The following is a 23,627-nucleotide window of genomic DNA, read 5'->3' as shown; positions in this document are numbered from 1 at the left end:
AAGGACTGGGCGTCCCCCTCGGTCCTACGGAGAGCGCGCCGGCATTTCCTTGTAGGAGCGAGCTTGCTCGCGAACCGCACGGCACCCAACTCCCCCGTCACCCGCAAAACACCCCGCCAAAACCCCTTAACGAATCCCTCCCCACGGTCGCCTTTTGTCTTCATCAAGGTGCGCGCCCGGCAGGCGGAAATGCCGCTTCCCGCTGCGCGCCAAAACACGCCGGGCGGAAGTGACGCTTCTCCCCGGTCAGCCCGAAAGCCCCATATGGCGGGCCTTCCGGCGTTGGCACCGTAATTGCTCTTCCGACCCAAAGAGGTGGATTCAGATGGCGACCATAGATTCCGATTACGTCAAAAGCATGGCCCAGCAGCTGGCCACGTACGAAGTGCAGAACGGCCTGAGCAAGGCGGACCGCAACAAGTCCTCGTACCAGTCCCAGCTGACCGCCGTGACCTCCCTGGAGTCGGCACTCAAGACCTTCTCCTCGGCGGTGAAGAGCCTGCAGGGCGTGACCGGCAGCAAGACCAGCATGCTGGTCAACAGCGCCACCACCAGCAAGGACGGCTACCTGACCGCCAAGGTCGACAAGAACGCCGTGCCCGGCAGCTATGACTTCTTCGTCGAGCAGCTCGCCACCAGCCATCAGCTGTCCCTCTCCGGCCTTCAGGCTGGCGATGTCGACACCCAGGGCACCCTGACCCTGACCCAGAATGGCAAGTCCTTCGATATCGACCTGAGCAAGATCGACACAGACGGCGATGGCAGCAACTCGCTGGACGAGCTGGCCGCAGCGATCAACAAGGCCACCGACAACACCGGCGTGAAGGCCACCCTGGTACGCAGCAACGGCCAGGTGTCGCTGGTGCTGGGGGCGGAGAAGTCCGGCGCGGACAACGCCATCAGCCTGTCGCTGAGCGGCACCGACAGCGCCAACAGCGCTTTCGAGAACACCATCGGTAATCCGCAGGAACTGTCCAGGGCGCAGGACGCCCGCGTCCGCCTTGGCGGCGAGAACGGCATGCTGCTGACCAACGCCAGCAACACCTTCGACAACATCATCGACGGCGTCAGCGCCACCTTCACCCAGACGCAGAAGTCCGGTGAGCAGGCCATCCGCCTGACCGTCGCGCAGGACCAGAGCGAAACCAAGAAGAAGGTGCAGACCTTCATCGACGCGTTCAACGCGCTGGCCAGCACCATCGACAGTCTGACCGCCGCCGGCGACCAGAACGGCAACTCCCGTGGCGCCCTGGCGGGCGACTCCAGCGTGCGCGCCATCGAGAATTCGCTGAACCAGATGGTCCGCACCACCTTTGGCGGCGCCAACCTGATCAACCTGGGTATCAGCGCCGACCGCAGCGGCAAGCTGACCCTCGACGCCACCCGGTTCGAGAAGGCCATCGCCAGTGACCCCGAGTCCCTGGACAAGCTGTTCATGGGCAAGGGCAACCTGCTCGACAGCCTGGACAAGGGCGTCGCCGTCTACACCAACAGCACCAATGGCGTCATGAAGAACCGCAAGGACGCCCTGAACAACAGCCTGCGCCGCGTCGACGATGACTACGACAACCTGCAGAAACAGTACGACACCTACTACGCGCGCTACCTCAAGCAATACACCTCGATGATGCAGATCATGCAGTCGATGGACCAGACCAGCGGGATGTTCGGATGACCGCCTACGGCATGAACGAAAGCTACGACAGTTATCGGATGATCGACCTGGAGTCCAAGGCCGCATCGTCTTCGCCCTATGAGCTGGTGCTGGTGCTGTTCGACGGCCTGCTCGACGAACTGGCCCGCGCCCGCGGGCACATCGAGCACAAGCGCTACCAGCAGAAGGGCCGCTCCCTGGAGAAGTGCCTGAACATCCTCAACGGCCTCAACGGCGCGCTCGACTACGAGAACGGCGGCGAGACCGTGCAGGGCCTGGCACGTCTTTACGACTACTGCATCTACCGCCTCTCCGACGTCAGCGTGTCGCTGGATGTCGCCGGCATCGACGAAGTGGTGCGCCTGCTGGGCATCCTGCGTGAAGGCTGGGAGGGCGTGAGTGCCGCACGTGGATGATCGCCAGCGCCTGCTGCAGCTGTATGAACGGCTCGGCGGGGCGCTGCAGCGCAAGGACTGGAAAGCCATGGGGCAGGTCGACCTGGCAATCCGCGCGCAACTGGTGGCGATGTCGTCGCAGACCGGATTGGCCGCCGATGTGCTGCTGGCCAGGAAGCACCTGAAGCGCCTGCATGAGCAAGCGTCGCAGGCCTGCGCCGAGGAGTGCGAGCGCCTGCGCCGGCTCCTGCTCTCGCACCTGGAATACGCCGAGGGCCGCTCGGCGTACATGCAGGTGGATACGTACCAGGAGGGTCGATAGACCGTGATCCAGCTACCGACCCAATCCCTGCCGGCCGCCGAGCGCGATACGCCTGCGGTGGCCGAGGCGCGCCCGCAGGACTCGCGCCGAAATGACACTGGCACCGTCAGTGCTTCCGGCTTCCGCGTGCAACAGCTGGCGCAGTCGGATGCAGGCGAACGAACCATCACCGTGCAGTCCTTCCTCACACAGTTTGACACCGCGCAGGTCGAGCAGCCGCCGCAGCCCGGTGCCGCAGTCCCGGTAAAGCCGGAGGCGCTGCCCACGCAAGCCCGCGATCACGATACGCAGGGCCAGCAGGCCGACGAGGCTTCGCCCTCCGGGGCGGAGAACTGGCTCGCCGGCATGCTCAGCCAGGCCGGCCTGGTGGTGCAGGCGCGGGACAATGCGCCCGAGCAGACCAGCTCGCGTGTTTCCGGCTTCGCCACCCAGGCGGGCGATTCTTCTGCACAGCCCGCGCCTGCCGCCGTGAAGCCGGAGGATGTATTGCTGCCTCCCGCCGATCTCTCCGAGGAACCGGCCAAGGCCGCCGCGCCGACAACCCGCGAGGCGACCCAGAGCCAGGCGCAGACGTTGCTGCAGCAGCACCTGGTCGCTGCCACACCGGCATCGGATTCCAGTGTCCCAGCGCTGCCGAGCGCTGCACTCGACCCGCGCGTGCCGGCAACCGACGGCCATACGCAGCCCGCCGCCGGGTCACCGGCCTCGACGCTGTCCGACAGGCCGCTGCACCTCAAGGGCAACAACGAGGCGCATTGGGGCGAGCAGATGGTCAGCGCGCTGCGCGACAACGTCGAGCTGCAACTCGGCCAGCGCGTGCAGAACGCCACGATCCGCCTCGATCCGCCGGAGCTGGGCGCCATGGAGATCCTCGTACGCCACGAGGCCGGCCAGCTCAACGTGCAGATCTCCGCGTCCAATGGCGACGTGGTGCGCATGCTGCAGAACACCAGCGAGCGCCTGCGCCAGGAACTGGTCGGGCAGAACTTCCTGCAGGTCAACGTGCAGGTCTCGTCCGATTCGCAGTCCGGTCAGCAGGGTCAGCAGCACCGCCAGCGCCTGGCCGAGGAACAGCTTGCGGTCACCGCCAACCCACGCGATGCGCAGGCGCGCGAACGTTCCGCGCCGCGAGGCGAGAGCGACGTACTGATTACCGTGTAGGCCGCCAGCGGCCCTCACCCCCACAGGATTTTTCGAGAAACCCCATGTCCACGCCGCGTCTCGTTCTACTGATGCTCATCGTGAATATCGCCGTCGTGCTGGGTGGCGTGTTCGTCAACTACAAGATGATCAAGTCCGCCAGCCTCGCCCCGGCCGCCGTTGTCTCCGACCAGGAGGGCGGCAAGGAAGACACCAAGGAAGAAGAAGAGCAGGAGAGCGCCGAATACCTCTTCGTGCCGGTGGAGAAGATCATCGTCAGCTCCCGTGGCGAAGACCGTGAGCACTACTTCGTGATCGACCTGGTGCTGCAGGCCAAGGCCGAGCAGGAGCGCAAGAAGCTCGAGAGCGTCGCGCCGATGGTACGTAGCTCGGTGGTCGCCAACCTGACCCCGGAGAAGTTCGAGGTGCTGCGCGCAATGCCCATCGGCGACGTGCAGGCGCGCCTGGAAAAGGCGGTGATCGATGACTTCGCTGCACGCAAGGTGGTGGTGCCTTTCGAGCACGTGATGCTCAGCAAGATGATTGTTCAATAAGCCGCCATGCACGCCCTTCGCGATCCCGCCCTCAGCTATGCCAGTGGCTCCGCTGGCCTGGCTGGCTACGACAGCCCCAACGGCGGCCACGCGTGCTTGTCGCCGGCGGCCGAGCAGCGCTGGATGATGCAGTACCTGCCGCTGGTGCGGCGCATCGTCAGCCAGCTGTCGCTGCAGGCCAACCAGGTGCTGGACCGCGAGGACATGGAGCAGATTGGCCTGATGGGCCTGCTCGAAGGGCTGCGCCGCTATGGCGAGCCGGATGAGCAGTTCGGCCGCTTCGCCGCGTTGCGCATTCGCGGGGCCATCCTCGACGAACTGCGCCGGCAGGACTGGCGTCCGCGCCAGGTGCGGCAGCAGGCGCACAAGGTACGCGATGCGATCCGCTCCCTGGCCCGCCAGCTCGGCCGGGTGCCCAGCGACGAGGAAGTGCTCGCCGCCACCGGCCTCGACGAAGCCGGCTACCAGGACTATCTGCGCGCCGAATCCTCCGAGGCCATCGAGAGCTTCGATGCGCTGCTGCAGAACGGCCACGACGGCGTGCAGGGCAGCGGCGATGCGCTGGAAGAGCGCGTGCTCAAGGAACGCCTGCTGGCCCAGGCACTGGAGCGCCTCAACGAGCGCGAGCGGTTGATCCTCAACCTGTATTACCAGCACGAGCTGAACCTCAAGGAAATCGCCCTGGTGCTGGAGCTGACCGATGCGCGCATCTGCCAGCTGATGAAGCAGGCGATCGGCAAGTGCAGCCGTTTCCTCAACGACCCCGACCCTCTCTGAAGAATCCACAACCATGCAGAAAATCATCGGCGCCCTGATCATCATCGCCGCCGTGCTCGGCGGCTACGCCATGGCCCATGGCGACATGCGTGCACTCTGGCAGCCGGCGGAGATGCTCATCATCCTCGGCGCGGGCCTGGGCACCCTGGTCGTCGCCAACCCGCGCGAAGTGCTGCTTGAGATGTGCTCGCAGATCAAGGGCGTGTTCGTCTTCAAGCGCCGTGGCGAAGAGTTCCAGCGCCAGTTGCTGATGCTTCTCTACGAGCTGCTGGAAATGGTCGACGTCGGCGGCTTGAAGGTGCTCGACGCGCATATCGAGGAGCCGGACCAGAGCGACCTGTTCGCCCGGTACCCGTTGATCCTCCAGGAAAAGAACCTGATGGCGTTCATCGCTGACAACTTCCGCCTGATGGCCATGGGCAAGATCAGCGCCCACGAGCTGGAGGGCTTCCTTGAACAGGAACTGGACGCCATGGAGCACGCCCTGCTGCAGCCGTCCAAGTCGCTGCACAAGGTCGGCGAGGCGATGCCGGGCTTTGGCATTCTCGCGGCGATCCTCGGCATCATCATCACCATGGGCAACATCGGCGGCTCGGTAGCCGAGATCGGCGCCCACGTGGCCGCTGCACTGGTGGGCACCTTCTTCGGCATCTTCGTCTGCTATTGCCTGATGGACCCGCTGTCCAACGCCATGTCGCAGCGTGTGAAGACCGAGCTGTCGGCGCTGGAGTGCGTGCGTACCACGCTGGTTGCCCACGTTGCCGGCAAGCCCACGCTGCTGGCGGTGGACGCCGGGCGCAAGCTGATCGAGCAGGACGTGAAACCGGCCTTCAAGCAGCTGGAGACCTGGGTCACCCGCTATGAGGAAGAGCGGGACGCAGCATGAAGAAACGTGCCGACAAGCACAGCGAAGTCATCATCAAGCGCCGCAGCAAGAAGGGTCACGATGATGAACACGGCGGTGCCTGGAAAGTAGCGTTCGCCGACTTCACCCTGGCGATGATGGCGCTGTTCATGGTGCTGTGGATCGTCCATCCGCAAACCGAGCCGCAGCCGGTGGCGGTGGGCGACCAGGATGCCAACCCGGTGGTCGATGGCGGCGCCGGCGTGTTCGATGGCGCCAGCCGCACGCCCATCGAGCTGGACGGCATGCCGCAGCCGATCAAGACCCCGGAGAAGCCCGCGCCGCAGCTCGCGTTGGATGCCGGCAAGCAGGGCAAGGCCGGCGACCAGGCGAAGGACTCCAGCGTGCAGCAGGACGGCGATGGTCGTCAGTACGACAGCAACGAGGACCTGCGCGAGCTGGCCGAGCTGATCCGCGAGGTGTCCGGCAAGGTCGACGCGCTGGCCAATATTGAGGTGACGGTGGTGCCGCAAGGGCTGCGCATCCTGATCAAGGACGACCAGCAGCGCTTCATGTTCGCCCGTGGCCAGGCAACCCTCGATCCGCACTTCCAGACCCTGCTCGGCGCGCTGTCCGGCGTGCTGGCCAAGGTTCAGAACAAGCTGATCCTCAGCGGTCACACCGATGCCGTGCAGTACCGCCGGCCGGATGGCTACAACAACTGGAACCTCTCCGGCGACCGCGCCCTGCGCGCGCGCAACGTGATGGTCGACAGTGGCCTGCCTGCCGCGCATGTGTTGCAGGTGGCGGCCCAGGCCGACGTCATGCCGCTGCGCCCGGAGGACCCGGAGAGCGGCGCCAACCGACGCATCGAAATCCTCCTGCTGACCCAGCGCGCGGAGAGCCTGTACCGGGAAATCTTCGGCGAGAGCTATGCCCAGGTGCACTACTCGGCGTCGGGAGCGAAGCTCATCGAGCCGCAGCCGCAGCCGCAGCCGCGGGGGACGGAGGTAAAGGCGCCGGCTTCAGCGGCGCTCGAAACGACGGCTCCCGCCGACGCGGCGGAGCCAACGTTGAAGCTGTGAGCTGCTCAGCGATTACGCAGATGGCGCGGGCAGAACACCTGGCGCGTCTCCACGCCGTAGAGGCAGCCGCCCAGGGGTTCGAGGGTGATGCGCGCGCCGCGCTGGCGACCGTAGAGCAGGTTGAAGATCAGCTCGCTGTCCAGGCCGCTGTCGGCCTGCAGGTTGCTGATGCTGTTGTCCTCCACCTGCAGCTGGAAGCGCCCGCCCAGGTCGCTGCCGACCAGGCCGGAGACTTCGAGGATGTTGGCGTCCTGCTGGATCATCGAGTAGAAGCGCCCTTCGTGGAACATGGTGGTCTGGGCGATCTCCAACACCTTGCCGTTGCCCAGCAGCACCTGTCCGGAAGAGGCGTAGCGGCCGTCGATGGCCGAGGTGTTGTGGGCGTGCTTCCACAGCATGCCCAACGCCAGCGCCAGGCAGACGACTCCGAACAGCGAGATCACCAGACAGCGGCGCGCCACGCCGGCCTGGCGGCGTAGGTTCAGTTCAGGCACTTGCGCAGCTGCTCCTGGGGAATCCGGGCGACCTGGCTCTCGTGGATCAGCAGCCAGTTGGAGTTGCCTTCGGGTTGCACGCAGACCAGTTCGTAGAAGCCCGAGGTCATGTGCAGCATGAGGCCGATGGGGCGGCTGGCCAGGTCGGCCAGCTGGCGAGCCAGGGGGCGAGTGCTGCTGATCAGCCGTTGCAGGTCCTGATCGTTGTCTTCGACGTAGGTGATCTGCAGGGAGCCGAGGTTCTGTTCGGCGGTGAGGACCGGGCTGCGGACCTGGGTGTAGTAGAAGGCGCCGGAGAGGACCAGCAGGCCGAGGATGCAGAGGCTGGCGGCGGCGAGTTTCAGGCGCCGCAGATTCGGCGGTCGCAACCCGGGAGCGGCAACGATCTCCTCCAGCGGAATGACTTCCGGGGTAGCGTCGGTGACTTCCGCGTCCAGTTCGCTGGCCTGGCCGACCAGGTACTGCGGATTGAACATGTAGCCGCGGCGCGGCAGCGTCTGGATGATCTGTCGCTGCTTCTCGTCCGCCAGCACCTGGCGCAGGGTGTAGATCTGCTGGTTCAGGCTGCCCTGGCCGACCACCCGGTCGGACCACGCATGGGTCAGCAACTCATCGCGCGCCACCACGTCACCCGGGCTCTGCAGCAGGCGTTCGAGCACGCGGCTACCGGAAAAACCCAGGTCGATACGCTCCACCTGGCCATCACGGTCGAGGTCGAGTTGATAGAGCGCGGGATAGAACTGCGCGACGCAATCGGAGCGCCCGGTGCGGAGGGTCAGGCAGGCGATCGGCCGACTGTCCGCTGGCGTGGAAGTGAGTGTGTTCATCTTGCCCTTGCGAGCCGCTCCCTTGACGGTCGCGGGGAAACTCCATTTGTCCATGGAGGCAGAGGCATTATTTTGACGTCAGAAAAATGTGGGTGCAAGTTCTGAATTTTGCACAATCGTGCTTGCAATTTTCACGCAAGCCTTGAAACCGCTGATGCAGAGGGGCTGCGCCGCGACCGGTGGTCGCAACGCCATCGGTCAGCGTACCCGCAGACAGCACAACGCCCCGTCGAGGCGGGGCGTTGGCGGATCAGGGCGCGCGAGGGGGGGCACCTCGCGCTGGCCGGGGCTTAGCCCAGCAGGCCCATGATCATGCTGGGCATCTGGCCAGCTTGCTTGAGCATGGAGATGCCGGACTGCATCAGCATGGAGTTCTTGCTCATGTTGGCGCTTTCGACGGCGAAGTCGGCGTCCATGATGCGGCCTTTGGACAGGTCGGTGTTGTCCTTCATGTTGGCCAGGTTGTTGGAGGTGTGCTGCAGGCGGTTGATGTTCGCACCGAACTGCGCGCGCAGGCTGCCGATGGCGTCCAGCGCGGAGCTGGCGTTATCGATGGCGGTGTTGGCGTCGGTGATGGTTTCCAGCTCGGTGCCGGCCGCCGGGGTAGCGGCGAACTGCTTGGTCAGGGTACCGAAGGCGTCGGTGACGGCCTTGAGCTGGGTAGCTACGTCGACGTTCAGGGTCTCGGCCTTGTCCGAACCGATCTGGAAGGTCACGCCACCAGTGGTGCCGAACTTGCCGCTGGCGCCATCGACGCCGAACAGCGCGTCACCGGCGAACTTGGTGTTGGAGATGATGTTGGTCAGCTCCTTGCCCAGCTCGTTGAACTCGGCCGACAGGGCTTTGCCGTCGTCGGTGGAGTTGGTGCCGTTGGCAGCCTGGGTGGCCAGGTCCTTCATGCGCTGGGTGATATCGGTCAGTTCGCTGAAGGCGCCGTCGGCGGTCTGCATCAGGGAGATGGCGTCGCTGGTGTTGCGCATTGCCACGTCCATGCCGCGCGATTGGGCATTCAGGCGGGTGGCGATCTGCAGGCCGGCGGCGTCGTCGGCGGCGGAGTTGATGCGCAGGCCGGTGCCCAGGCGCTGCTGGTTGGTGGCCAGCAGGCTGTTGGTCTTGCCCAGGTTGGTCTGGGTGATCAGGGAGGAGTAGTTGGTTTGAATCGACAAGGCCATGGTGGACTTCCTGTATGAGCTGAATGAAGCCGGCGTTGTGCCTGCTGAAGGGGTAAGGCGACAGCTCGCGGGGAAGGATTAAGGGTGGATGAAAAAAAATTGGCGCGGGGATTCCGGCGATACCGGCCGGCGCCGCGCGGGCATCGCCGGTCTAACGCATGTGTCCTTTTGCTCAGGAGCGGTCATCTATGTTGTTGAGACGTATCTGACAGCCCAGGGGCCGGGGTGCGGCTAAGCTCCCCGGGTCCACAAGGTTGTGGATCGTTCGACCGAATCCCTCGTTGCGAACTGTGAGAAAGGAACCTCATGATCTCCGTCTACCAGCTCAAGTCCCGTTTCCAGAACCTGCTCCGCCCCATGGTTACCTGCCTGTACGAGCGCGGCGTCACTGCCAACCAGGTGACGCTGGCCGCCTGCGGCCTTTCGCTGCTGGTGGCGCTCACGGTCGCGCTGCTGGCCGGCCACGCCTGGATATTCCTGCTGATCCCCTTGTGGATGTTCCTGCGCATGGCACTCAACGCCATGGACGGCATGCTCGCCCGCGAGTTCGGCCAGCAGTCGAAGCTGGGCGCCTACCTCAACGAACTCACCGATGTCATAGCCGACAGCGCGCTCTACCTGCCGTTCGCCCTGCTGCCGGGCGTGAGCCCGGCGCTGGTGGTGCTGGTGGTCCTGCTGGCGGTGATCAGCGAATACGCCGGCGTGCTCGGTGTGATGGTAGGTGCCTCCAGGCGATACGACGGGCCCATGGGCAAGAGCGACCGCGCACTGTGCTTCGGCGTTTTCGGCGCGGCCGTGGCGGCTGGGCAACTGCCGCTGGCCTGGCTGAATCCACTGCTGGTGCTGCTGGCACTGCTGCTGGTGCTGACTATCTTCAACCGGGTGCGCCAGGGGCTGGCCGAGCAGAAACAACCACAGGCCTGAGCCAGGGCCGCCATCTCAGGACGGGGACCGGACAGTCCCGCAAGCCATCGAACAGAGGAAGTTATGCGCGAGTCTTCGAATCATCACTTCGTTACCCATGACGGCGTCGAGCTGTTCTACCGCCACTGGCCGGCCGCCGCCGGCAGCGACGAGCCGCGCCGCGCGGTGTTGCTCTTCCATCGCGGCCACGAGCATTCCGGGCGCATCGGCCACCTGGCCGACGAACTCGACCTGCCCGGCTTCGACGTCTTCGCCTGGGATGCCCGCGGCCACGGCCAGTCGCCCGGCGCACGCGGCGACAGCCCGAGCTTCGGCACCAGCGTGCGCGACGTGCAGACCTTCGTCGAGCACATCGCCTCCACCTATGGCATCGCCATCAGCGATATGGCCGTGGTGGCGCAGAGCGTCGGTGCGGTGGTCGCCTCCACCTGGGTGCACGATTATGCGCCGCCGATCCGCAGCCTGGTGCTCGCCTCGCCGGCCTTCAAGGTCAAGCTCTACGTACCTTTCGCCCGGCCGGGCCTGAAGCTGGCGCGCTGGTGGCGCGGCAACTTCTTCGTCAACAGCTACGTGAAGGCGAAATTCCTCACCCACGACCCCGAGCGCATCGCCTCCTATGACAGCGACCCGCTGATCGCCAAGGCCATCTCGGTGAACGTGTTGTTGGGCTTGTACGAGGCGGCCGACCGCGTGGTGGCCGACGCCCAGGCGATCCAGGTGCCGACGCAACTGCTGATCTCCGGTTCCGACTTCGTGGTTCACCGCAAACCGCAGCAGCGCTTCTTCGACAACCTCGGCACGGCGCGCAAGGAGCTGCACATCCTGCCCGGCTTCTTCCACGACACCCTCGGTGAGCTGAACCGCGGGCAGGCGACCACGCGCGCGCGGCGCTTCATCCTCGAGTGCTTCGCCCGCCAGCCCGAACTCGCCGACCTGCGTGGCGCCGACCGCTTCGGCTACACCTGCGCCGAGGCGGAAGCTCTGGCGACGCCGCTGCCGGCCTGGTCGATCCGCGATCTCTACTGGCGTGCGACCCGCGCCAACATGCGCCTCGGCCGGCTGCTGTCCGACGGTATCAACCTCGGCTTCCAGACCGGCTTCGATTCCGGCAGCACCCTGGATTACGTCTACCGCAATCATCCCGCTGGCGCGGGGCCGGTGGGCCGCATGATCGACCGCACCTACCTGGAGTCTGCCGGCTGGCGCGGCATCCGCCAGCGCAAGGTGAACATCGAGGAACTGCTGCGCCTGGCCATGGCCAGCCTGCGCGAGCAGGGCCGCGAGGTGCGCATCCTCGACATCGCCGCCGGCCACGGGCGCTACATTCTTGAGGCGCTGCAAGGCCTCGAGACGCTGCCCGAGAGCGTGCTGCTGCGCGACTACAGCGATCTGAACGTGCGCGAGGGCTCGGCGCTGATCGAGCGTCTGGGCCTGACGGAGCGCGCCCGCTTCGTGCAGGGCGATGCCTTCGACAGCGCCGACCTCGCCGCCGTCGAGCCGAAGCCGACACTGGCGGTGGTCTCCGGCCTCTATGAGCTGTTTGCCGACAACGCCATGGTCAGCGGTTCGCTGGCCGGCCTGGGCGAGGCGGTGGAAGAGGGCGGCTACCTGATCTACACCGGCCAGCCCTGGCACCCGCAACTGGAGCTCATCGCCCGTGCGCTGACCAGTCACCGTGCCGGCCAGGCCTGGGTGATGCGCCGCCGCACGCAACTGGAGATGGATCAGCTGGTGGCCGCCGCCGGGTTCCGCAAGCTGGCCCAGCGCATCGATGAGGACGGCATCTTCACCGTCTCCCTGGCCCGCCGGGAGCGCAGCTGATGGCGTCGATGCCGGCGCGTGATCCCGGAGTCCTGCGGCGTGCGGTGATCTGGCTGCTGTTCCTCGGGCCGTTCTTCTTCCTCAGCTATGGCTTCGCCAACTGGGTGGCGGGGCAGCGCGAGTCGGTCGGAGTCCTGGTGTTCGACTGGGAGCGCGGTACGCCGCTGTGGCCCTGGACGATCATTCCGTACTGGTCCATCGACCTGCTCTACGGGCTGTCCTTCCTGCTGCCGCGGACCCGGCGCGGGCTGGATTGCCACGCCCTGCGCCTGCTCACCGCGCAGGTCGTGGCGGTGGCCTGCTTCCTGCTGTTCCCGCTGCGTTTCAGCTTCGAGCGGCCCATGCTGGACGGCTACTTCGGTGTGCTGTTCGACCTGCTGATGGGCTTCGACAAGCCGTTCAACCAGGCGCCCTCGCTGCACATCGCCCTGCTGGTGATCCTCTGGGTTGCCTACGGTCGCTACGCCAGCGGCGCATGGCGCTGGCTGCTACACGGCTGGTTCGCGCTGATCGGCCTGTCGGTGCTGACCACTTGGCAACACCATTTCATCGATGTGCCGACCGGTGCGCTGCTGGGCTTCTTCTGCGTCTGGTTGTGGCCCCGGGAGGTGCGCTCGCCGCTGCGGGCGTGGAGCCTCAGTGGTGATCCGCAACGGCGTCGGCTGGCGGCACTCTACGCCGGCGGGGCGCTGCTCTGCCTGGTGTTGGCGCTGGCCGGGGGCGGCCTGTGGCTCTGGCTGTGCTGGCCGGCGGTCTCCCTGGTGCTGGTCGCGCTGTGTTACCTGGGGATCGGCACGGTGGGCTTCCAGAAGCGCCCGGACGGCCGCCATTCGGTGGCGGTCTCCTGGCTGCTGGCGCCTTATTGGCTTGGCGCGTGGCTCAATGCGCGCTGGTGGACGCGGCGCCATCCGCAGCCGGACGAAGTGCTACCGGGCCTCTGGCTCGGGCGCCTGCCGGACTGGTACCAGCCCCGGTATCTGCCGAGCCTGTCGATACTCGACCTGTGCGCCGAGCTGCCCTGCACCGCGCAGGCCCGTCGTTACGAGTGCCTTCCGCTGCTCGACCTGGTAGCGCCGAATGTCGAGCAGTGCCGGCAAGGCGCGGAGCTGATCCAGCGACTGCACGCCGAAGGCTCTGTGCTGGTGTGCTGTGCACTGGGCTACTCGCGCAGCGCCACGATAGTAGCGGCGTGGCTGCTGATATCCGGCCGTGCAGCCACGCTCGAGGATGCGCTGGCGCAGGTTCGCCACGCGCGTCCACAGGTGGTGCTCAAGGCCGAACAACTGGTCGTGCTGGCGCAGATCGCCGGCCAGCCGAACCTGTCACAGGAGGTGAGTCATGTCGGTTGATCCCGCGCTGATCCTGGTGGCCAGCCTGCTGCGCCGTGGCAGCAGTCTCAATGGCCTGTCCTCGGCGCTTACCGTGCTGGCGCTGGCCCTGGGTTTCTACGGCGTGCTGATGGCCAGCGCCACCCTGGCGTTCAGCCTGAGCATGGCATTGCTGGTCCTGCTCGGGCTGGTGCAGAAGTTCTATGCCATGCGCGTGGCGCTGGACGCGGACCTGTTCGAAGCCATGGCCAATGCCGGAGAGGCGCTGCCGGAGAAAACCCGGCAACTGGACGATGCCCTGGCGACCTACGCCGGAGTGCCGGCGGACAAGGCCGGCCGCCCCTGGAGCGAGCGCAGCCGTGGCGCACTCGTCCTGCTGCGCCGGCAGGTGCAGCTCTGCGCGGTGCAATGGCTCGTCGCGCTGCTGTGCCTGATCACCCTGACCTTTCAATCCTGAGGAATCCACCCGCAATGCTGGAACGACTCTGCGCCTACGCCATCATCGCCGGCGCCCGTGCGGTGACCGGCCTGCGCAGCCTGTGGATCGGCACCACGCCGATCCCGGCGCAGCGCATCTACTATGCCAACCACAGCAGCCATGGCGATTTCGTCCTGCTCTGGGCCTCGCTCCCGCCGGAGCTGCGGTCCCGTACGCGACCTGTCGCCGGTATGGACTACTGGGGCAAGGGCGGCCTGCGTGGCTTCATCATCAACCGCGTGTTCCATGGCGTGTTGATCGACCGCACGCGCGGCGCCGAGGGCGGCAACCCGCTGGAACCGGTGGAGCGCGCCCTGGCCGACGGCGATTCGCTGATCCTCTTCCCCGAAGGCACGCGCAACCTCGATGAGGAAGTACGCCTGCTGCCCTTCAAGAGCGGCATCTACCACCTGTCCAAGGCCCATCCGCAGGTGGAACTGGTGCCCGTGTGGCTGGACAACCTCAACCGCGTGATGCCCAAGGGCCGCGCGCTGCCCTTGCCGCTGTTGTGCACCCTGAGCTTTGGCGCACCGCTGGTGGTGGAGGAGGGCGAGGCCAAGGAAGCTTTCCTCGAACGCGCCCGCGAGGCGTTGCTCAAGCTCGCCGCACCGGAGGGTCGCTGAAATGAACCAGACCTGGCTGCTCTTCGGTGGCATCGGCGCCATCCTCGTCCTCGCCTCGCTGGTCGGCGCGGTGCTGCGCTGGAAAGCGCCGCCCGGACCGCACGCGGTGATCGACAACCTCAACGCGCGGATCAACGCCTGGTGGGTGATGGTCGCGGTGATCGGCTGCGCCTTCGCCCTCGGCCACTGGGCGGTGATCCTGCTGTTCTACGGGGTGTCGTTCTACGCCCTGCGCGAATTCCTCACCCTGATGCCGACCCGGCGCAGCGACTATCCGGCGCTGGTGGCGGCGTTCTACTTCGTGCTGCCGATGCAGTACCTGCTGATCGGCATCGGCTGGTACGGGCTGTTCTCCATCTTCATCCCGGTCTATGTGTTCCTGCTGCTGCCGATCCTCGCCTCGCTGGGCGGTGACTCCAAGCACTTCCTCGAGCGCGCCTCGAAGGTGCAGTGGGCGCTGATGCTGGCGGTGTTCTGCATCTCCTACGTGCCGGCGCTGCTGACCCTGGAGATCGCCGGCTACGAAGGGCGCAACCTGCTGCTGATCGCCTTCCTGGTCATCGTCGTGCAGCTGTCCGACGTGTTGCAGTACGTCTGCGGCAAGCTCATGGGCAAGCGCAAGATCGCGCCGAACCTGTCGCCGTCCAAGACCCTGGAAGGCTTCATCGGCGGCGTCACGCTGGCCACGCTGATCGGCGGCGCACTGTGGTGGATCACGCCCTTCAATTTCTGGCAGGCGCTGCTGATCGCCCTGATGATCAACATCCTCGGTTTCTTCGGCGGGCTGGTGATGTCGGCGATCAAGCGCGACCGTGGGGTGAAGGACTGGGGCCACATGATCGAAGGCCACGGCGGCATGCTCGACCGCCTGGACTCGGTGTGTTTCGCCGCGCCGGTGTTCTTCCATTTCGTCCGCTACTGGTGGACCTGACCCCCGTCGGAAATCCCCCAGGCGCTCCGGGGTAACCACTCCGGAGCGCCGGTTCGCGGCTACGCTTGCTCTATTCCTTCGGGAATGTCGTACGGCAACGGAGTGTTTGGGCGTAAGCAGTCGAATCTTCACGGGGCCATGAAGCAATGAGCACTCTCTTTCCGCAAATCACCGGCGGGGCTGCATCTTGAACGGCCCGGCGGGTGGTTTCCGGTTTACCTGCCTGGTCACCGCCATCGGCTCCTACTCCGCCGAATCGGTGATCTCATCGCTGCGCGAGCACTGGGGCGCGCGGGTGGTGGGGACCAATACCCAACCCCGCAACTGGTGCGCCACCTCCGCTTTGCTGGATACCTTCCATCGGGTTCCGGCGGCGAGAAATGTTACCGAGTATGTGGAGCGCATCCTCAGGATCTGCGAATCCGAGCAGGTGACCCATGTGGTGCCGCTGATCGACCCCGAGGTCGATGCCTTTGCGCTGCACCACGAGGCGTTCGCCGAACGCGGCATCACGCTGTGCATGCAGCCCCTGGAGACCATTCGCGTCGCCCGCGACAAGTGGCTGGTGCACCAGGCCTTCCGCAACGATGCGCTGATCCGCACCATTCCCACCTGGCGCCTGGAAGACCTGCCCGTACCGGGGCTGGACCTGCCGCTGATCGCCAAGCCGCGCGACGGGCGTAACTGCGAAGGGCTGATGCAGGTGCGCGACGCGGATTTCCTGCACTACGTGCGCAAGCGTTTCTCGGACCGCGACTACATCGTGCAGCCACTGCTGCCGGGTGAGGTCTGCGTGGTGGACGTGGTACGCCAGCGGAGCAGCGGCGACTGGGCGGCCATGGCGCGCCAGGAACTGGTGCGCACGCCGACTGGCGCGGGCCTGACCGTGCGCATGCTGGCCGATCCGCAACTGGTCGAGATGGCCGGACAGGTCGCCCGCGTGCTGGACGTGAACGGCTGCATCAATATGGAGTTCCTGGTGCAGGACGGCGAGGCGCTGCTGATGGACGTCAACCCGCGCTTCTCCGGCGGGATCGCCTTCAGCCACCTGTCCGGCTACGACATGGTCGCCAACCACCTGCGCTGCTTCCGCGAGGCGCCGCTGGATGCGCCGGTGCTGCCGGCGCCGAGCATCCACGCGCGGCGGCTGGTGGAGGTGACCACGTTTGCCGCGCCGGCTGCTGCGCCCGAAGCCATCGTCGCGCTGCCGGGCTCGCTGGGCCGCGGTGACCGCAGCGCATCACTGTAGGAACGGACCGTGACCGCGACCGTCCTGCAGGGGGGGTAGGCAGTGAGCGGGTGCAGCATCAGAAGATGCTGCTCACCTCGCCTGACGCCGTCACCTTCGCCTCGATGATCTTCTGGCTGCGCAGGTTCTTCACGCGGATCACTTCGTCCTGCTTGCCGTTGGCCAGCGCCTCGCCGACGGCGCTGGCCTGGATGCCGTCCTGGCTGGCGACGATCTTCACCTGCTGGCCGCGCCGCACCAGCATTGCTCCATCGAGCAGTGCCGGCGTCAGCGGCTGGTCGGCGCGAATGCGGCGGCGGGCCGTCTTGCCGGCCACCTCGGCGATATCGGTGAAGTAACCCCGCGAGCTCTTGCCGAGCTCCACCGGCGCGAGCTTGAGTTGCGCCGCGTCCAGCGTCTGGCCGCGCGCGATCTCGCCGCTGGCGACCACGGTCGGCAGGTACACCGTGGGCTGGCTGATGAAGGTCACCGGCCAGCCGGACTGCCCTTTGCAGGAGGCTTCGAAACGCCGTCGCGCGCTGACCGCGGCCGGCGCTTCGAGCGCACGCAGCTGCGGGCCGCCGGGGCAGGCGGCGAGCTTGCCCAGGCTGTTGGGCAGGTTGTTGTTCACGGTGAAAGTCATGCCTTTCCAGCCGGCCTTGCGCGCGGCTTCCTTCAGCTCGGCAGCGACCTGCTGCTGCGCGGCAGCGTCGAGTTGCGCGCGCGCATCCTGGGCTTGTGCCAGGGCGGGAAGCAGCAGGAGGAAGCAGGCGGAAAGAGCCTTTCCGCATCCCGCCGCGCGGCGCGTCGAAAGCGGAAAAGCCGCGTTGCACGCGCTGTTTCGCGTCGCGCGTAAAGCCTTGTAAATCAACGACATGAAGCGATATTCCGGGGTGGGCATGCTTTGTGCTCTGTCGCTGCGCACACCGAAAGATGGCCGAACGACGAGAGCGGGTTGCGCGAATGAGTATACGGTTTGACGAGACCCTGGGTATCCACGAGAGAGCCCTCTCGCTGCACATGCAGCGCAGCGAAATCCTGGCCTCCAACCTGGCCAACGAAGACACCCCCGGCTTCAAGGCGCGGGACATCGACTTCGCCGCCGAGATGCAGCGCCAGGACAGCTCCAGCGTGCTGCTAGCGAGCACCAGCGCCGCGCGCCCTGACCTGAAGTACCGCATCCCCAACCAGCCTTCCCAGGACGGCAACAGCGTGGAGCTGTCCACCGAGCAGGCGGAGTTCTCGCGCAACGCGATGGATTTCCAGACCAGCCTGACCTTCCTGACCATGAAATTCCGCGGCCTCAAGCAGGCCATCGAAGGACGCTGACGCCATGGCATTCGATTCCATCTACCGCATCGCCGGCTCGTCGATGAACGCGCAGACCGTGCGCCTGAACACCGTGGCGAGCAACCTGGCCAACGCCGACTCCGCGGCCAACAGCCCGGACGCCGTGTACCAGGCGCGCAAGCCGATGTTCGCCGCCGTCTACGAGAACGACCAGCTCACCCGTGGCGCCGGCATGGGCGGCGCCCATGTGCAGGTGCTCGACGTGGTGACTTCCGGCCGCTCGCCGCAGCGCCGCTACGAGCCGGGCAGCCCGCTGGCCGACGCCACCGGCTACGTCTACTACCCCGACGTCAACGAGATCGAAGAGATGACCGACATGATGTCCGCCACCCGCAGCTTCGAGACCGGCGTGGAAGTGCTCAACCGGGTGAAGAGCATGCAGTCCAGCCTGCTGAAACTGGGAGACGCCTGATGAGCACGGTCAATAACGACACCAGCACCACTACCAGCGGCACCTCGACCGACACGCCCAAGCAGGCGGTGAACCTCGGCGAGATGACCGACATGGAGAACAGCTTCATCACCCTGCTGGTCGCCCAGGTGCAATACCAGGATCCGACCAAGCCGGTGGACAGCACCGAGTTCATCAACCAGTACTCGGCCATGGCGCAGGTGAAGAGCATGCAGAACATGACCACCCTGCAGCAGAACAACCTGGTGCTGATGGACAACCTGCAGACCCTCACTGCCGCAGGTCTCGTCGGCCAGGAAGTGAAGGTCAGCGCCGACAGCCTGCAGCTGGACGGCGACAAAGTCAGCGGGCAGATCACCCTGGAGCACGCCTCTGCCACCACCGTGCTGCAGCTCACCGATGCCAACGGCGTGCGCACCGACATCACCCTCGGCCCGCAGGAAGCCGGTGCCGTGCCCTTCAGCGTGGACCCGCAGGCGCTTGGCCTGAAGCCCGGCAAGTACAGCCTGGCGGTCAAGACCGAGAGCGGCGAGACGCCGGGCATCGAGGTTTCAGGCCTGGTACGCAACGTCCGCGTCAGCGCCGATGGCCCGGTGCTGGAAGTCGAGGGTGCAGGCTCGGTGCCCTTCTACAAGATCGTCGAATTCAGTCAGGGCCAGGCCGCCTGAGCGCCTGCTTCCCCCCTCTTAGGATGAGATAACGCCATGAGCTTCAACATCGCCCTGACCGGCCTGAACGCCGTCACCCAGCAGCTGGACACCATCAGCAACAACATCGCCAACTCCGGCACCGTCGGCTTCAAGTCCTCGCGCACCGAGTTCAGCAGCGTCTACGCCGACAGCAAGGGCATGGGCGTGGAAGTCGCCGGCACCACCCAGAGCATCAGCCAGGGCGGTTCGCTGGTGTCCACCAACCGCGCCCTGGACCTCGCGATCTCCGGCGGCGGCTTCTTCGTGGTCAAGAGCGGCAACGGCGACACCCAGTACACCCGCGCAGGTGTGTTCGGCCAGGACAACGCCAACTACCTGATCAACGCCACCGGCCAGCGCCTGCAGGGTTACCCGACCGATGCCGCCGGTAACCTGCTGGTGGGTACCGTTTCCGACCTTCAGGTGAAGACCGCCAACCTGCCGGCCAAGGCCACCGACAAGCTGGAGTTCGTCGCCAACCTCGACTCCAACGAGACCGCGCCGACCGTCTCGCCGTTCGACCCGCAGAAGGTGGAGACCTACAACTCCACCTACACCAGCAAGATCTACGACTCTCAGGGCAAGGAACACACCCTGACCCAGTACTTCGTGCTGACCGGCACCAACACCTGGGACGCGCACTACGCGGTGGACGGCAATGCCGTCGGTGCCACCCAGTCGCTGACCTTCGCCCCGGACGGCTCGCTTTCCTCGCCGATCGCTTCCGTGCCGGTGAGCTTCACCCTGCCGGGCGTCGATCCGATGAACATCGCCCTGGACTACACCGGCACCAGCCAGTACGGCTCGGACTTCGTCGTCACCACCAACCGCACCACCGGCTACGCCGCCGGCGAGCAGACCGGCATCGCGGTGGAGAACGACGGCAAGGTCTACGTCAACTACAGCAACGGTCAGCGCATGCTGCAGGGCCAGGTCGCCCTGGCGAACTTCATCAACAGCGGCGGCCTGCAGAACCAGAGCGGCACCGCCTGGACCGAGACTTCCGCGTCCGGCGCCCCGCTGATCGGCGTGCCCGGCATCGGCCAGTTCGGCTCGCTCTCGGCCGGCAACCTGGAAGGTTCCAACGTCGACATCACCCAGCAGCTGGTGGGCCTCATGGAAGGCCAGCGCAACTACCAGGCGAACACCAAGGTGATGACCACCGACAAGGAACTCACCCAGGTCCTGTTCTCGGCCATCTAAGGACACCTCATGGATCGCCTCGGCTACACTGCAATGACCGCCGCCAGCCGCAGCATGGCGGCGCTGGACGTGCGCGCGAACAACCTCGCCAACGTCAACACCCCTGGCTTTCGCGCCGACCTGGAGCACGCCACCGCCGTCGATGTGAGTGGCGCCGGCTATGACAGCCGCCACCTCGCGCGCATCGAGAGCAGCGGCGTGGACATGAGCGCTGGCACCCTGATGGCCACCGGGCGCGACCTCGACGTCGCCATCCAGGGCAATGGGCTGCTCGCCGTGCAGAGCGGCAACGGCGAGGCGTACACGCGCCAGGGCAATCTCGAGATCGACGCCGACCGCCAGTTGATGATCAACGGCCGTGCCGTGCTCGGCGAAGGTGGCCCGATCACCCTGCCCGAATACGACGCCATCGCCATCGGCAGCGACGGCACCATCTCGGTGATGCCGCGGGGCGACTTCATGATGACCGACGTCGACCGCCTCAAGCTGGTGGACGCCCCGGCTGCCTCCCTGGTGAAGAACGCCCAGGGCCTGCTGGTGAGCAAGGACGGCCAGAACGTCGCCGCCAGCGAAGACGTGCGACTGCTCTCCGGGCACCTGGAGCAGAGCAACGTCTCGGCCATCGACCAGTTGGTGGGAACCATGAGCCTGAACCGTCGGTTCGAGGCCCAGGTGAAGATGATGAAGGCCGCCTCGGACCTTGCCGAGGCCGGCGACCGCATGATCCGCGGCGGCTAACGCGCGGCGCGCAGACAGGAGCACAACATGAGTTCGGCACTTTGGGTCAGCAAGACTGGCCTGGCAGCCCAGGACACCGCGATGTCCACCGTGGCCAACAACCTGGCCAACGTGAACACCGTCGGCTTCAAGAGCGACCGCGCGGTGTTCGAGGACCTGTTCTACCAGGTGCAACTGCAGCCCGGCGCCCAGGCTGACCAGGTCAACACCGTGCCCTCGGGCATCCAGCTGGGCAGCGGCGTGCGCGTCGTCGGCACGCAGAAGGTGTTCACCGAAGGCAGCATGCAGACCACCGGCCAGCCCATGGACCTGGCCATCGTCGGCAGCGGCTTCTTCCAGGTCGAAGCGCCCAACGGCGACACCTACTACACCGAGAACGGCCAGCTGCAGCTGAACAGCGAAGGCATCGTGGTCAACGCCCAGGGCCTGCCGCTTACGCCGAACATCGAAGTGCCGGCCGGCGCCAGCCGCTTCACCGTGGGCAGCGACGGCATCGTCACCGCCGTGCTGCCGGGCGAGACCCTGCCCACCGAGCTGGGCCAGATCACCCTGGTCAACTTCACCAACCCGGCGGGCCTGGAAGCAATCGGCGGCAACCTCTACAAGGAAACCGCCGCCAGCGGCGAGCCGCAGGAAGGCACGCCGGGCGAGGAAGGCCTGGGCAACCTCAAGCAGGGTGTGCTGGAAGGCTCCAACGTGCAGGTGGTGGAGGCGATGGTGAACATGATCGCCATCCAGCGCGCCTACGAGGCCAACGCCAAGGTGCTCGACGCCGCGTCGGGCATGCAGCAGTTCCTCAACCAGACGGTCTGACGATGACGCGCCTTGCCCTGCTGCTCGCCCTGGCGCTGCTCGCCGGTTGCCAGAGCTTCGACGAGATGCTGCCGGACGAGGACTCCTCGACCTACCAGCCCCCGGAGCTGGACTACAGCCAGCCGCCGACCACCAGCGGCGGGCTGTTCCGCTCCGGCTACGGCGGCTCGCTGTTGCGCGACAAGCGCGCCATCGGCGTCGGCGACATCGTCACCGTGGTGCTCAGCGAGTCCACCCAGTCGAGCAAGAGCGCGGGTACCAGCTTCGGCAAGCAGTCCAGCCTCGACGTGCCGGTGCCGACCATCCTGACCAAGGACTACGGCGGCCTGGAAACGTCCGCCACGGCCAACCGCGACTTCACCGGTTCGGCGAAAAGCTCGCAGCAGAACACCCTCTCCGGTTCCATCGCGGTAACCGTGCACAAAGTGCTGCCCGGCGGCGTGTTGCTGGTGAAGGGCGAGAAATCCCTGCGCCTGAACCAGGGCGACGAGTTCATCCGCCTTACCGGCCTCGTGCGCATCGACGACATCAACCGCTCCAATCAGGTGTCCTCGCAGAACGTCGCCAACGCCAAGATTTCCTATGCCGGGCGCGGCGTGCTCAACGACAGCAACTCGGCTGGATGGCTGACGCGCTTCTTCACCCATCCGCTGTTCCCGATGTAAGCAGGCGAGCACTCCATGCGTAGAACCGTTACCCGCCTGCTGGCGAGCGCCTGTTTGTTCTGGCAGGCCGAGGCGCTGGCCATCCCGCTGCTCGACCTGGTCGACATCGAAGGCGTGCGCGAGAACCAGCTGATCGGCTACGGCCTGGTCGTCGGCCTCGATGGCACCGGCGACAAGAACCAGGTGAAGTTCACCAACCAGTCGGTGGCCAACATGCTCAAGCAGTTCGGCGTGAACCTGCCGCCGAACGTCGACCCGAAGCTGAAGAACGTCGCCGCGGTGAGCATCACCGCCAGCGTGCCGCCGTCATACAGCGCCGGGCAGACCATCGACGTCACCGTATCTTCGCTGGGCGACGCCAAGAGCCTGCGCGGCGGCCTGCTGCTGATGACGCCCCTGCAGGGCGTGGACGGCGAAGTCTATGCGCTGGCCCAGGGCAACCTGGTGGTCGGCGGCCTGCATGCCCAAGGGCAGAGCGGCTCCAGCGTGTCGATCAACAGCGCCAACAGCGGCCTGATTCCCAATGGCGCGACCATCGAGCGGATGATCCCCAGCGACTTCGCCCAGCGCCCGGACGTGATGCTCAACGTGCGCAAGCCGAGCTTCCAGACCGCCACCCAGGTGATGAACGCAGTCAACGAACGTTTCGGCTCCGGCACCGCCACCGCGCTGGACGGCACCAAGGTGTCCGTCCGCGCGCCGGTCAGCCTAGCCCAGCGCACCAGCTTCATGGCCATGCTCGAAGGCATGGAAGTGCAGGAAGGCCGCACCCGGCCCAAGGTGGTGTTCAACAGCCGCACCGGCACCGTGGTGGTCGGCCAGGGCGTGCGCGTGAAAGCGGCCGCCGTGGCCCATGGCACGCTCACCGTCACCATTAGCGAGAACCCCCAGGTCAGCCAGCCGGGGCCGTTCTCCAACGGCACCACGGCGGTCACCCCGCAGTCGGACGTCTCGGTCAGCCAGGACAAGAAACCGATGTTCAAGTGGCCCGAGGGCACCAGCCTGGAAAGCATCATCAACACGGTGAACAGCCTGGGCGCCACGCCGGATGACGTGATGAGCATTCTCCAGGCGCTGGAGCAGGCAGGTGCGCTGAATGCCGAGCTGGTGGTGATCTAAATGGGGTTGATGCTCTTTCGCCGAGAGTCGCGTTGCCGCGT

At 66.1% G+C, this 23,627-nt stretch carries 27 protein-coding genes; 23 read left to right on the top strand and 4 right to left on the bottom strand.

The window, feature by feature from the left end; all coding sequences use genetic code 11:
* Positions 1 to 325 precede the first annotated feature (325 nt).
* The 8 genes from fliD to IB274_RS12960 are packed head-to-tail and all read left to right on the top strand — an operon-like array spanning position 326 to position 6,771.
* Entirely contained in the window at positions 326 to 1,675 is a 1,350-nt protein-coding gene (gene fliD, locus IB274_RS12995; RefSeq protein WP_192432365.1) for a flagellar filament capping protein FliD, read from the top strand.
* Complete coding sequence (gene fliS, locus IB274_RS12990; protein WP_192432364.1) at positions 1,672 to 2,070, top strand: flagellar export chaperone FliS; 399 nt, start codon at positions 1,672 to 1,674, stop codon at positions 2,068 to 2,070. Before fliD ends, fliS begins: the two co-directional genes overlap by 4 nt.
* The gene (locus IB274_RS12985) at positions 2,054 to 2,371 is read left to right on the top strand and encodes a hypothetical protein (protein ID WP_192403249.1); all 318 of its coding nucleotides are present in this window, start codon (positions 2,054 to 2,056) and stop codon (positions 2,369 to 2,371) included. The genes fliS and IB274_RS12985 overlap by 17 nt, the downstream gene beginning before the upstream one ends.
* 3 nt (positions 2,372 to 2,374) lie before the next feature.
* Entirely contained in the window at positions 2,375 to 3,532 is a 1,158-nt protein-coding gene (locus tag IB274_RS29960; RefSeq protein WP_192432363.1) for a flagellar hook-length control protein FliK, read from the top strand.
* A gap of 44 nt (positions 3,533 to 3,576) precedes the next feature.
* Entirely contained in the window at positions 3,577 to 4,065 is a 489-nt protein-coding gene (locus IB274_RS12975) for a flagellar basal body-associated FliL family protein (RefSeq protein ID WP_192432362.1), read from the top strand.
* 6 nt (positions 4,066 to 4,071) lie between these two features.
* Positions 4,072 to 4,842, top strand: a complete 771-nt coding sequence (locus IB274_RS12970) for a FliA/WhiG family RNA polymerase sigma factor (protein ID WP_225614841.1) — start codon at positions 4,072 to 4,074, stop codon at positions 4,840 to 4,842.
* Between the two features lie 13 nt (positions 4,843 to 4,855).
* A complete protein-coding gene (gene motA / locus IB274_RS12965) occupies positions 4,856 to 5,728 on the top strand; it encodes a flagellar motor stator protein MotA (RefSeq protein ID WP_081518779.1) in 873 nt (290 codons plus the stop codon).
* Entirely contained in the window at positions 5,725 to 6,771 is a 1,047-nt protein-coding gene (locus IB274_RS12960) for an OmpA family protein (protein WP_192432361.1), read from the top strand. The genes motA and IB274_RS12960 overlap by 4 nt, the downstream gene beginning before the upstream one ends.
* A 5-nt stretch (positions 6,772 to 6,776) precedes the next feature.
* Here IB274_RS12960 and IB274_RS12955 read toward each other — a convergent pair whose 3' ends face one another.
* The 3 genes from IB274_RS12955 to lafA form a co-directional block, all read right to left on the bottom strand.
* Positions 6,777 to 7,265: a hypothetical protein gene (locus IB274_RS12955; protein ID WP_192432360.1), complete on the bottom strand. Its 489-nt coding sequence runs from the start codon at positions 7,263 to 7,265 to the stop codon at positions 6,777 to 6,779.
* Positions 7,253 to 8,092, bottom strand: coding sequence for a winged helix-turn-helix domain-containing protein (locus IB274_RS12950; RefSeq protein ID WP_225614840.1), 840 nt, complete (start codon positions 8,090 to 8,092; stop codon positions 7,253 to 7,255). The genes IB274_RS12955 and IB274_RS12950 overlap by 13 nt, the downstream gene beginning before the upstream one ends.
* Before the next feature lie 290 nt (positions 8,093 to 8,382).
* Positions 8,383 to 9,264, bottom strand: a complete 882-nt coding sequence (gene lafA / locus IB274_RS12945; protein ID WP_192432358.1) for a lateral flagellin LafA — start codon at positions 9,262 to 9,264, stop codon at positions 8,383 to 8,385.
* A 306-nt stretch (positions 9,265 to 9,570) separates the two neighbouring features.
* On the opposite strand from lafA, the gene IB274_RS12940 reads away from it, so the two are divergent.
* The 7 genes from IB274_RS12940 to IB274_RS12910 all read left to right on the top strand — a co-directional run bounded on the left by IB274_RS12940 (position 9,571) and on the right by IB274_RS12910 (position 16,618).
* Entirely contained in the window at positions 9,571 to 10,188 is a 618-nt protein-coding gene (locus IB274_RS12940) for a CDP-alcohol phosphatidyltransferase family protein (RefSeq protein ID WP_192432357.1), read from the top strand.
* Positions 10,189 to 10,251: 63 nt separating this feature from the next.
* On the top strand, positions 10,252 to 12,009 hold the full coding sequence (locus IB274_RS12935; protein WP_192432356.1) for a bifunctional alpha/beta hydrolase/class I SAM-dependent methyltransferase: 1,758 nt from the start codon (positions 10,252 to 10,254) through the stop codon (positions 12,007 to 12,009).
* Between the two features lie 8 nt (positions 12,010 to 12,017).
* Entirely contained in the window at positions 12,018 to 13,358 is a 1,341-nt protein-coding gene (locus tag IB274_RS12930) for a phosphatase PAP2/dual specificity phosphatase family protein (protein WP_225614854.1), read from the top strand.
* Positions 13,348 to 13,794 (top strand): hypothetical protein, encoded by a 447-nt coding sequence (locus tag IB274_RS12925; RefSeq protein ID WP_192432354.1) that lies wholly within the window; start codon positions 13,348 to 13,350, stop codon positions 13,792 to 13,794. Before IB274_RS12930 ends, IB274_RS12925 begins: the two co-directional genes overlap by 11 nt.
* 14 nt (positions 13,795 to 13,808) lie before the next feature.
* Positions 13,809 to 14,438, top strand: a complete 630-nt coding sequence (locus IB274_RS12920) for a lysophospholipid acyltransferase family protein (protein WP_192432353.1) — start codon at positions 13,809 to 13,811, stop codon at positions 14,436 to 14,438.
* Position 14,439: 1 nt separating this feature from the next.
* Positions 14,440 to 15,369, top strand: coding sequence for a phosphatidate cytidylyltransferase (locus tag IB274_RS12915; protein WP_192432352.1), 930 nt, complete (start codon positions 14,440 to 14,442; stop codon positions 15,367 to 15,369).
* A 187-nt stretch (positions 15,370 to 15,556) separates the two neighbouring features.
* Positions 15,557 to 16,618, top strand: a complete 1,062-nt coding sequence (locus IB274_RS12910; protein WP_192432351.1) for an ATP-grasp domain-containing protein — start codon at positions 15,557 to 15,559, stop codon at positions 16,616 to 16,618.
* Between the two features lie 58 nt (positions 16,619 to 16,676).
* Here the strand turns inward: IB274_RS12910 and flgA are convergent, their stop codons facing one another.
* Entirely contained in the window at positions 16,677 to 17,474 is a 798-nt protein-coding gene (gene flgA / locus IB274_RS12905; RefSeq protein ID WP_168190521.1) for a flagellar basal body P-ring formation chaperone FlgA, read from the bottom strand.
* A gap of 86 nt (positions 17,475 to 17,560) precedes the next feature.
* Between flgA and flgB the strand changes: the two genes are divergently transcribed.
* Genes flgB through IB274_RS12865 form a run of 8 tightly spaced genes read left to right on the top strand, consistent with a single transcriptional unit; the run spans position 17,561 to position 23,586 of the window.
* The gene (gene flgB / locus IB274_RS12900; RefSeq protein ID WP_081518768.1) at positions 17,561 to 17,926 is read left to right on the top strand and encodes a flagellar basal body rod protein FlgB; all 366 of its coding nucleotides are present in this window, start codon (positions 17,561 to 17,563) and stop codon (positions 17,924 to 17,926) included.
* Positions 17,927 to 17,930: 4 nt separating this feature from the next.
* On the top strand, positions 17,931 to 18,359 hold the full coding sequence (gene flgC / locus IB274_RS12895) for a flagellar basal body rod protein FlgC (protein WP_081518767.1): 429 nt from the start codon (positions 17,931 to 17,933) through the stop codon (positions 18,357 to 18,359).
* Positions 18,359 to 19,027, top strand: coding sequence for a flagellar hook capping FlgD N-terminal domain-containing protein (locus tag IB274_RS12890; protein WP_192432350.1), 669 nt, complete (start codon positions 18,359 to 18,361; stop codon positions 19,025 to 19,027). Before flgC ends, IB274_RS12890 begins: the two co-directional genes overlap by 1 nt.
* A 36-nt stretch (positions 19,028 to 19,063) precedes the next feature.
* Positions 19,064 to 20,251, top strand: a complete 1,188-nt coding sequence (gene flgE / locus IB274_RS12885; protein WP_192432349.1) for a flagellar hook protein FlgE — start codon at positions 19,064 to 19,066, stop codon at positions 20,249 to 20,251.
* A 9-nt stretch (positions 20,252 to 20,260) separates the two neighbouring features.
* Positions 20,261 to 20,989: a flagellar basal body rod protein FlgF gene (locus IB274_RS12880; RefSeq protein WP_192432348.1), complete on the top strand. Its 729-nt coding sequence runs from the start codon at positions 20,261 to 20,263 to the stop codon at positions 20,987 to 20,989.
* A 27-nt stretch (positions 20,990 to 21,016) separates the two neighbouring features.
* Positions 21,017 to 21,802, top strand: coding sequence for a flagellar basal-body rod protein FlgG (gene flgG, locus IB274_RS12875; protein WP_192432347.1), 786 nt, complete (start codon positions 21,017 to 21,019; stop codon positions 21,800 to 21,802).
* 2 nt (positions 21,803 to 21,804) lie between these two features.
* On the top strand, positions 21,805 to 22,467 hold the full coding sequence (gene flgH, locus IB274_RS12870) for a flagellar basal body L-ring protein FlgH (RefSeq protein WP_138213236.1): 663 nt from the start codon (positions 21,805 to 21,807) through the stop codon (positions 22,465 to 22,467).
* 15 nt (positions 22,468 to 22,482) lie between these two features.
* The gene (locus tag IB274_RS12865; protein WP_225614839.1) at positions 22,483 to 23,586 is read left to right on the top strand and encodes a flagellar basal body P-ring protein FlgI; all 1,104 of its coding nucleotides are present in this window, start codon (positions 22,483 to 22,485) and stop codon (positions 23,584 to 23,586) included.
* The last annotated feature ends 41 nt before the right edge of the window (positions 23,587 to 23,627 follow it).

Origin of the sequence: Pseudomonas sp. PDM18 (genome assembly GCF_014852585.1) — a bacterium.
Lineage (GTDB): Bacteria > Pseudomonadota > Gammaproteobacteria > Pseudomonadales > Pseudomonadaceae > Pseudomonas.
Note: the sequence above shows the minus strand (reverse complement) of the source record. Positions and strands in the feature narration are given on the sequence as shown.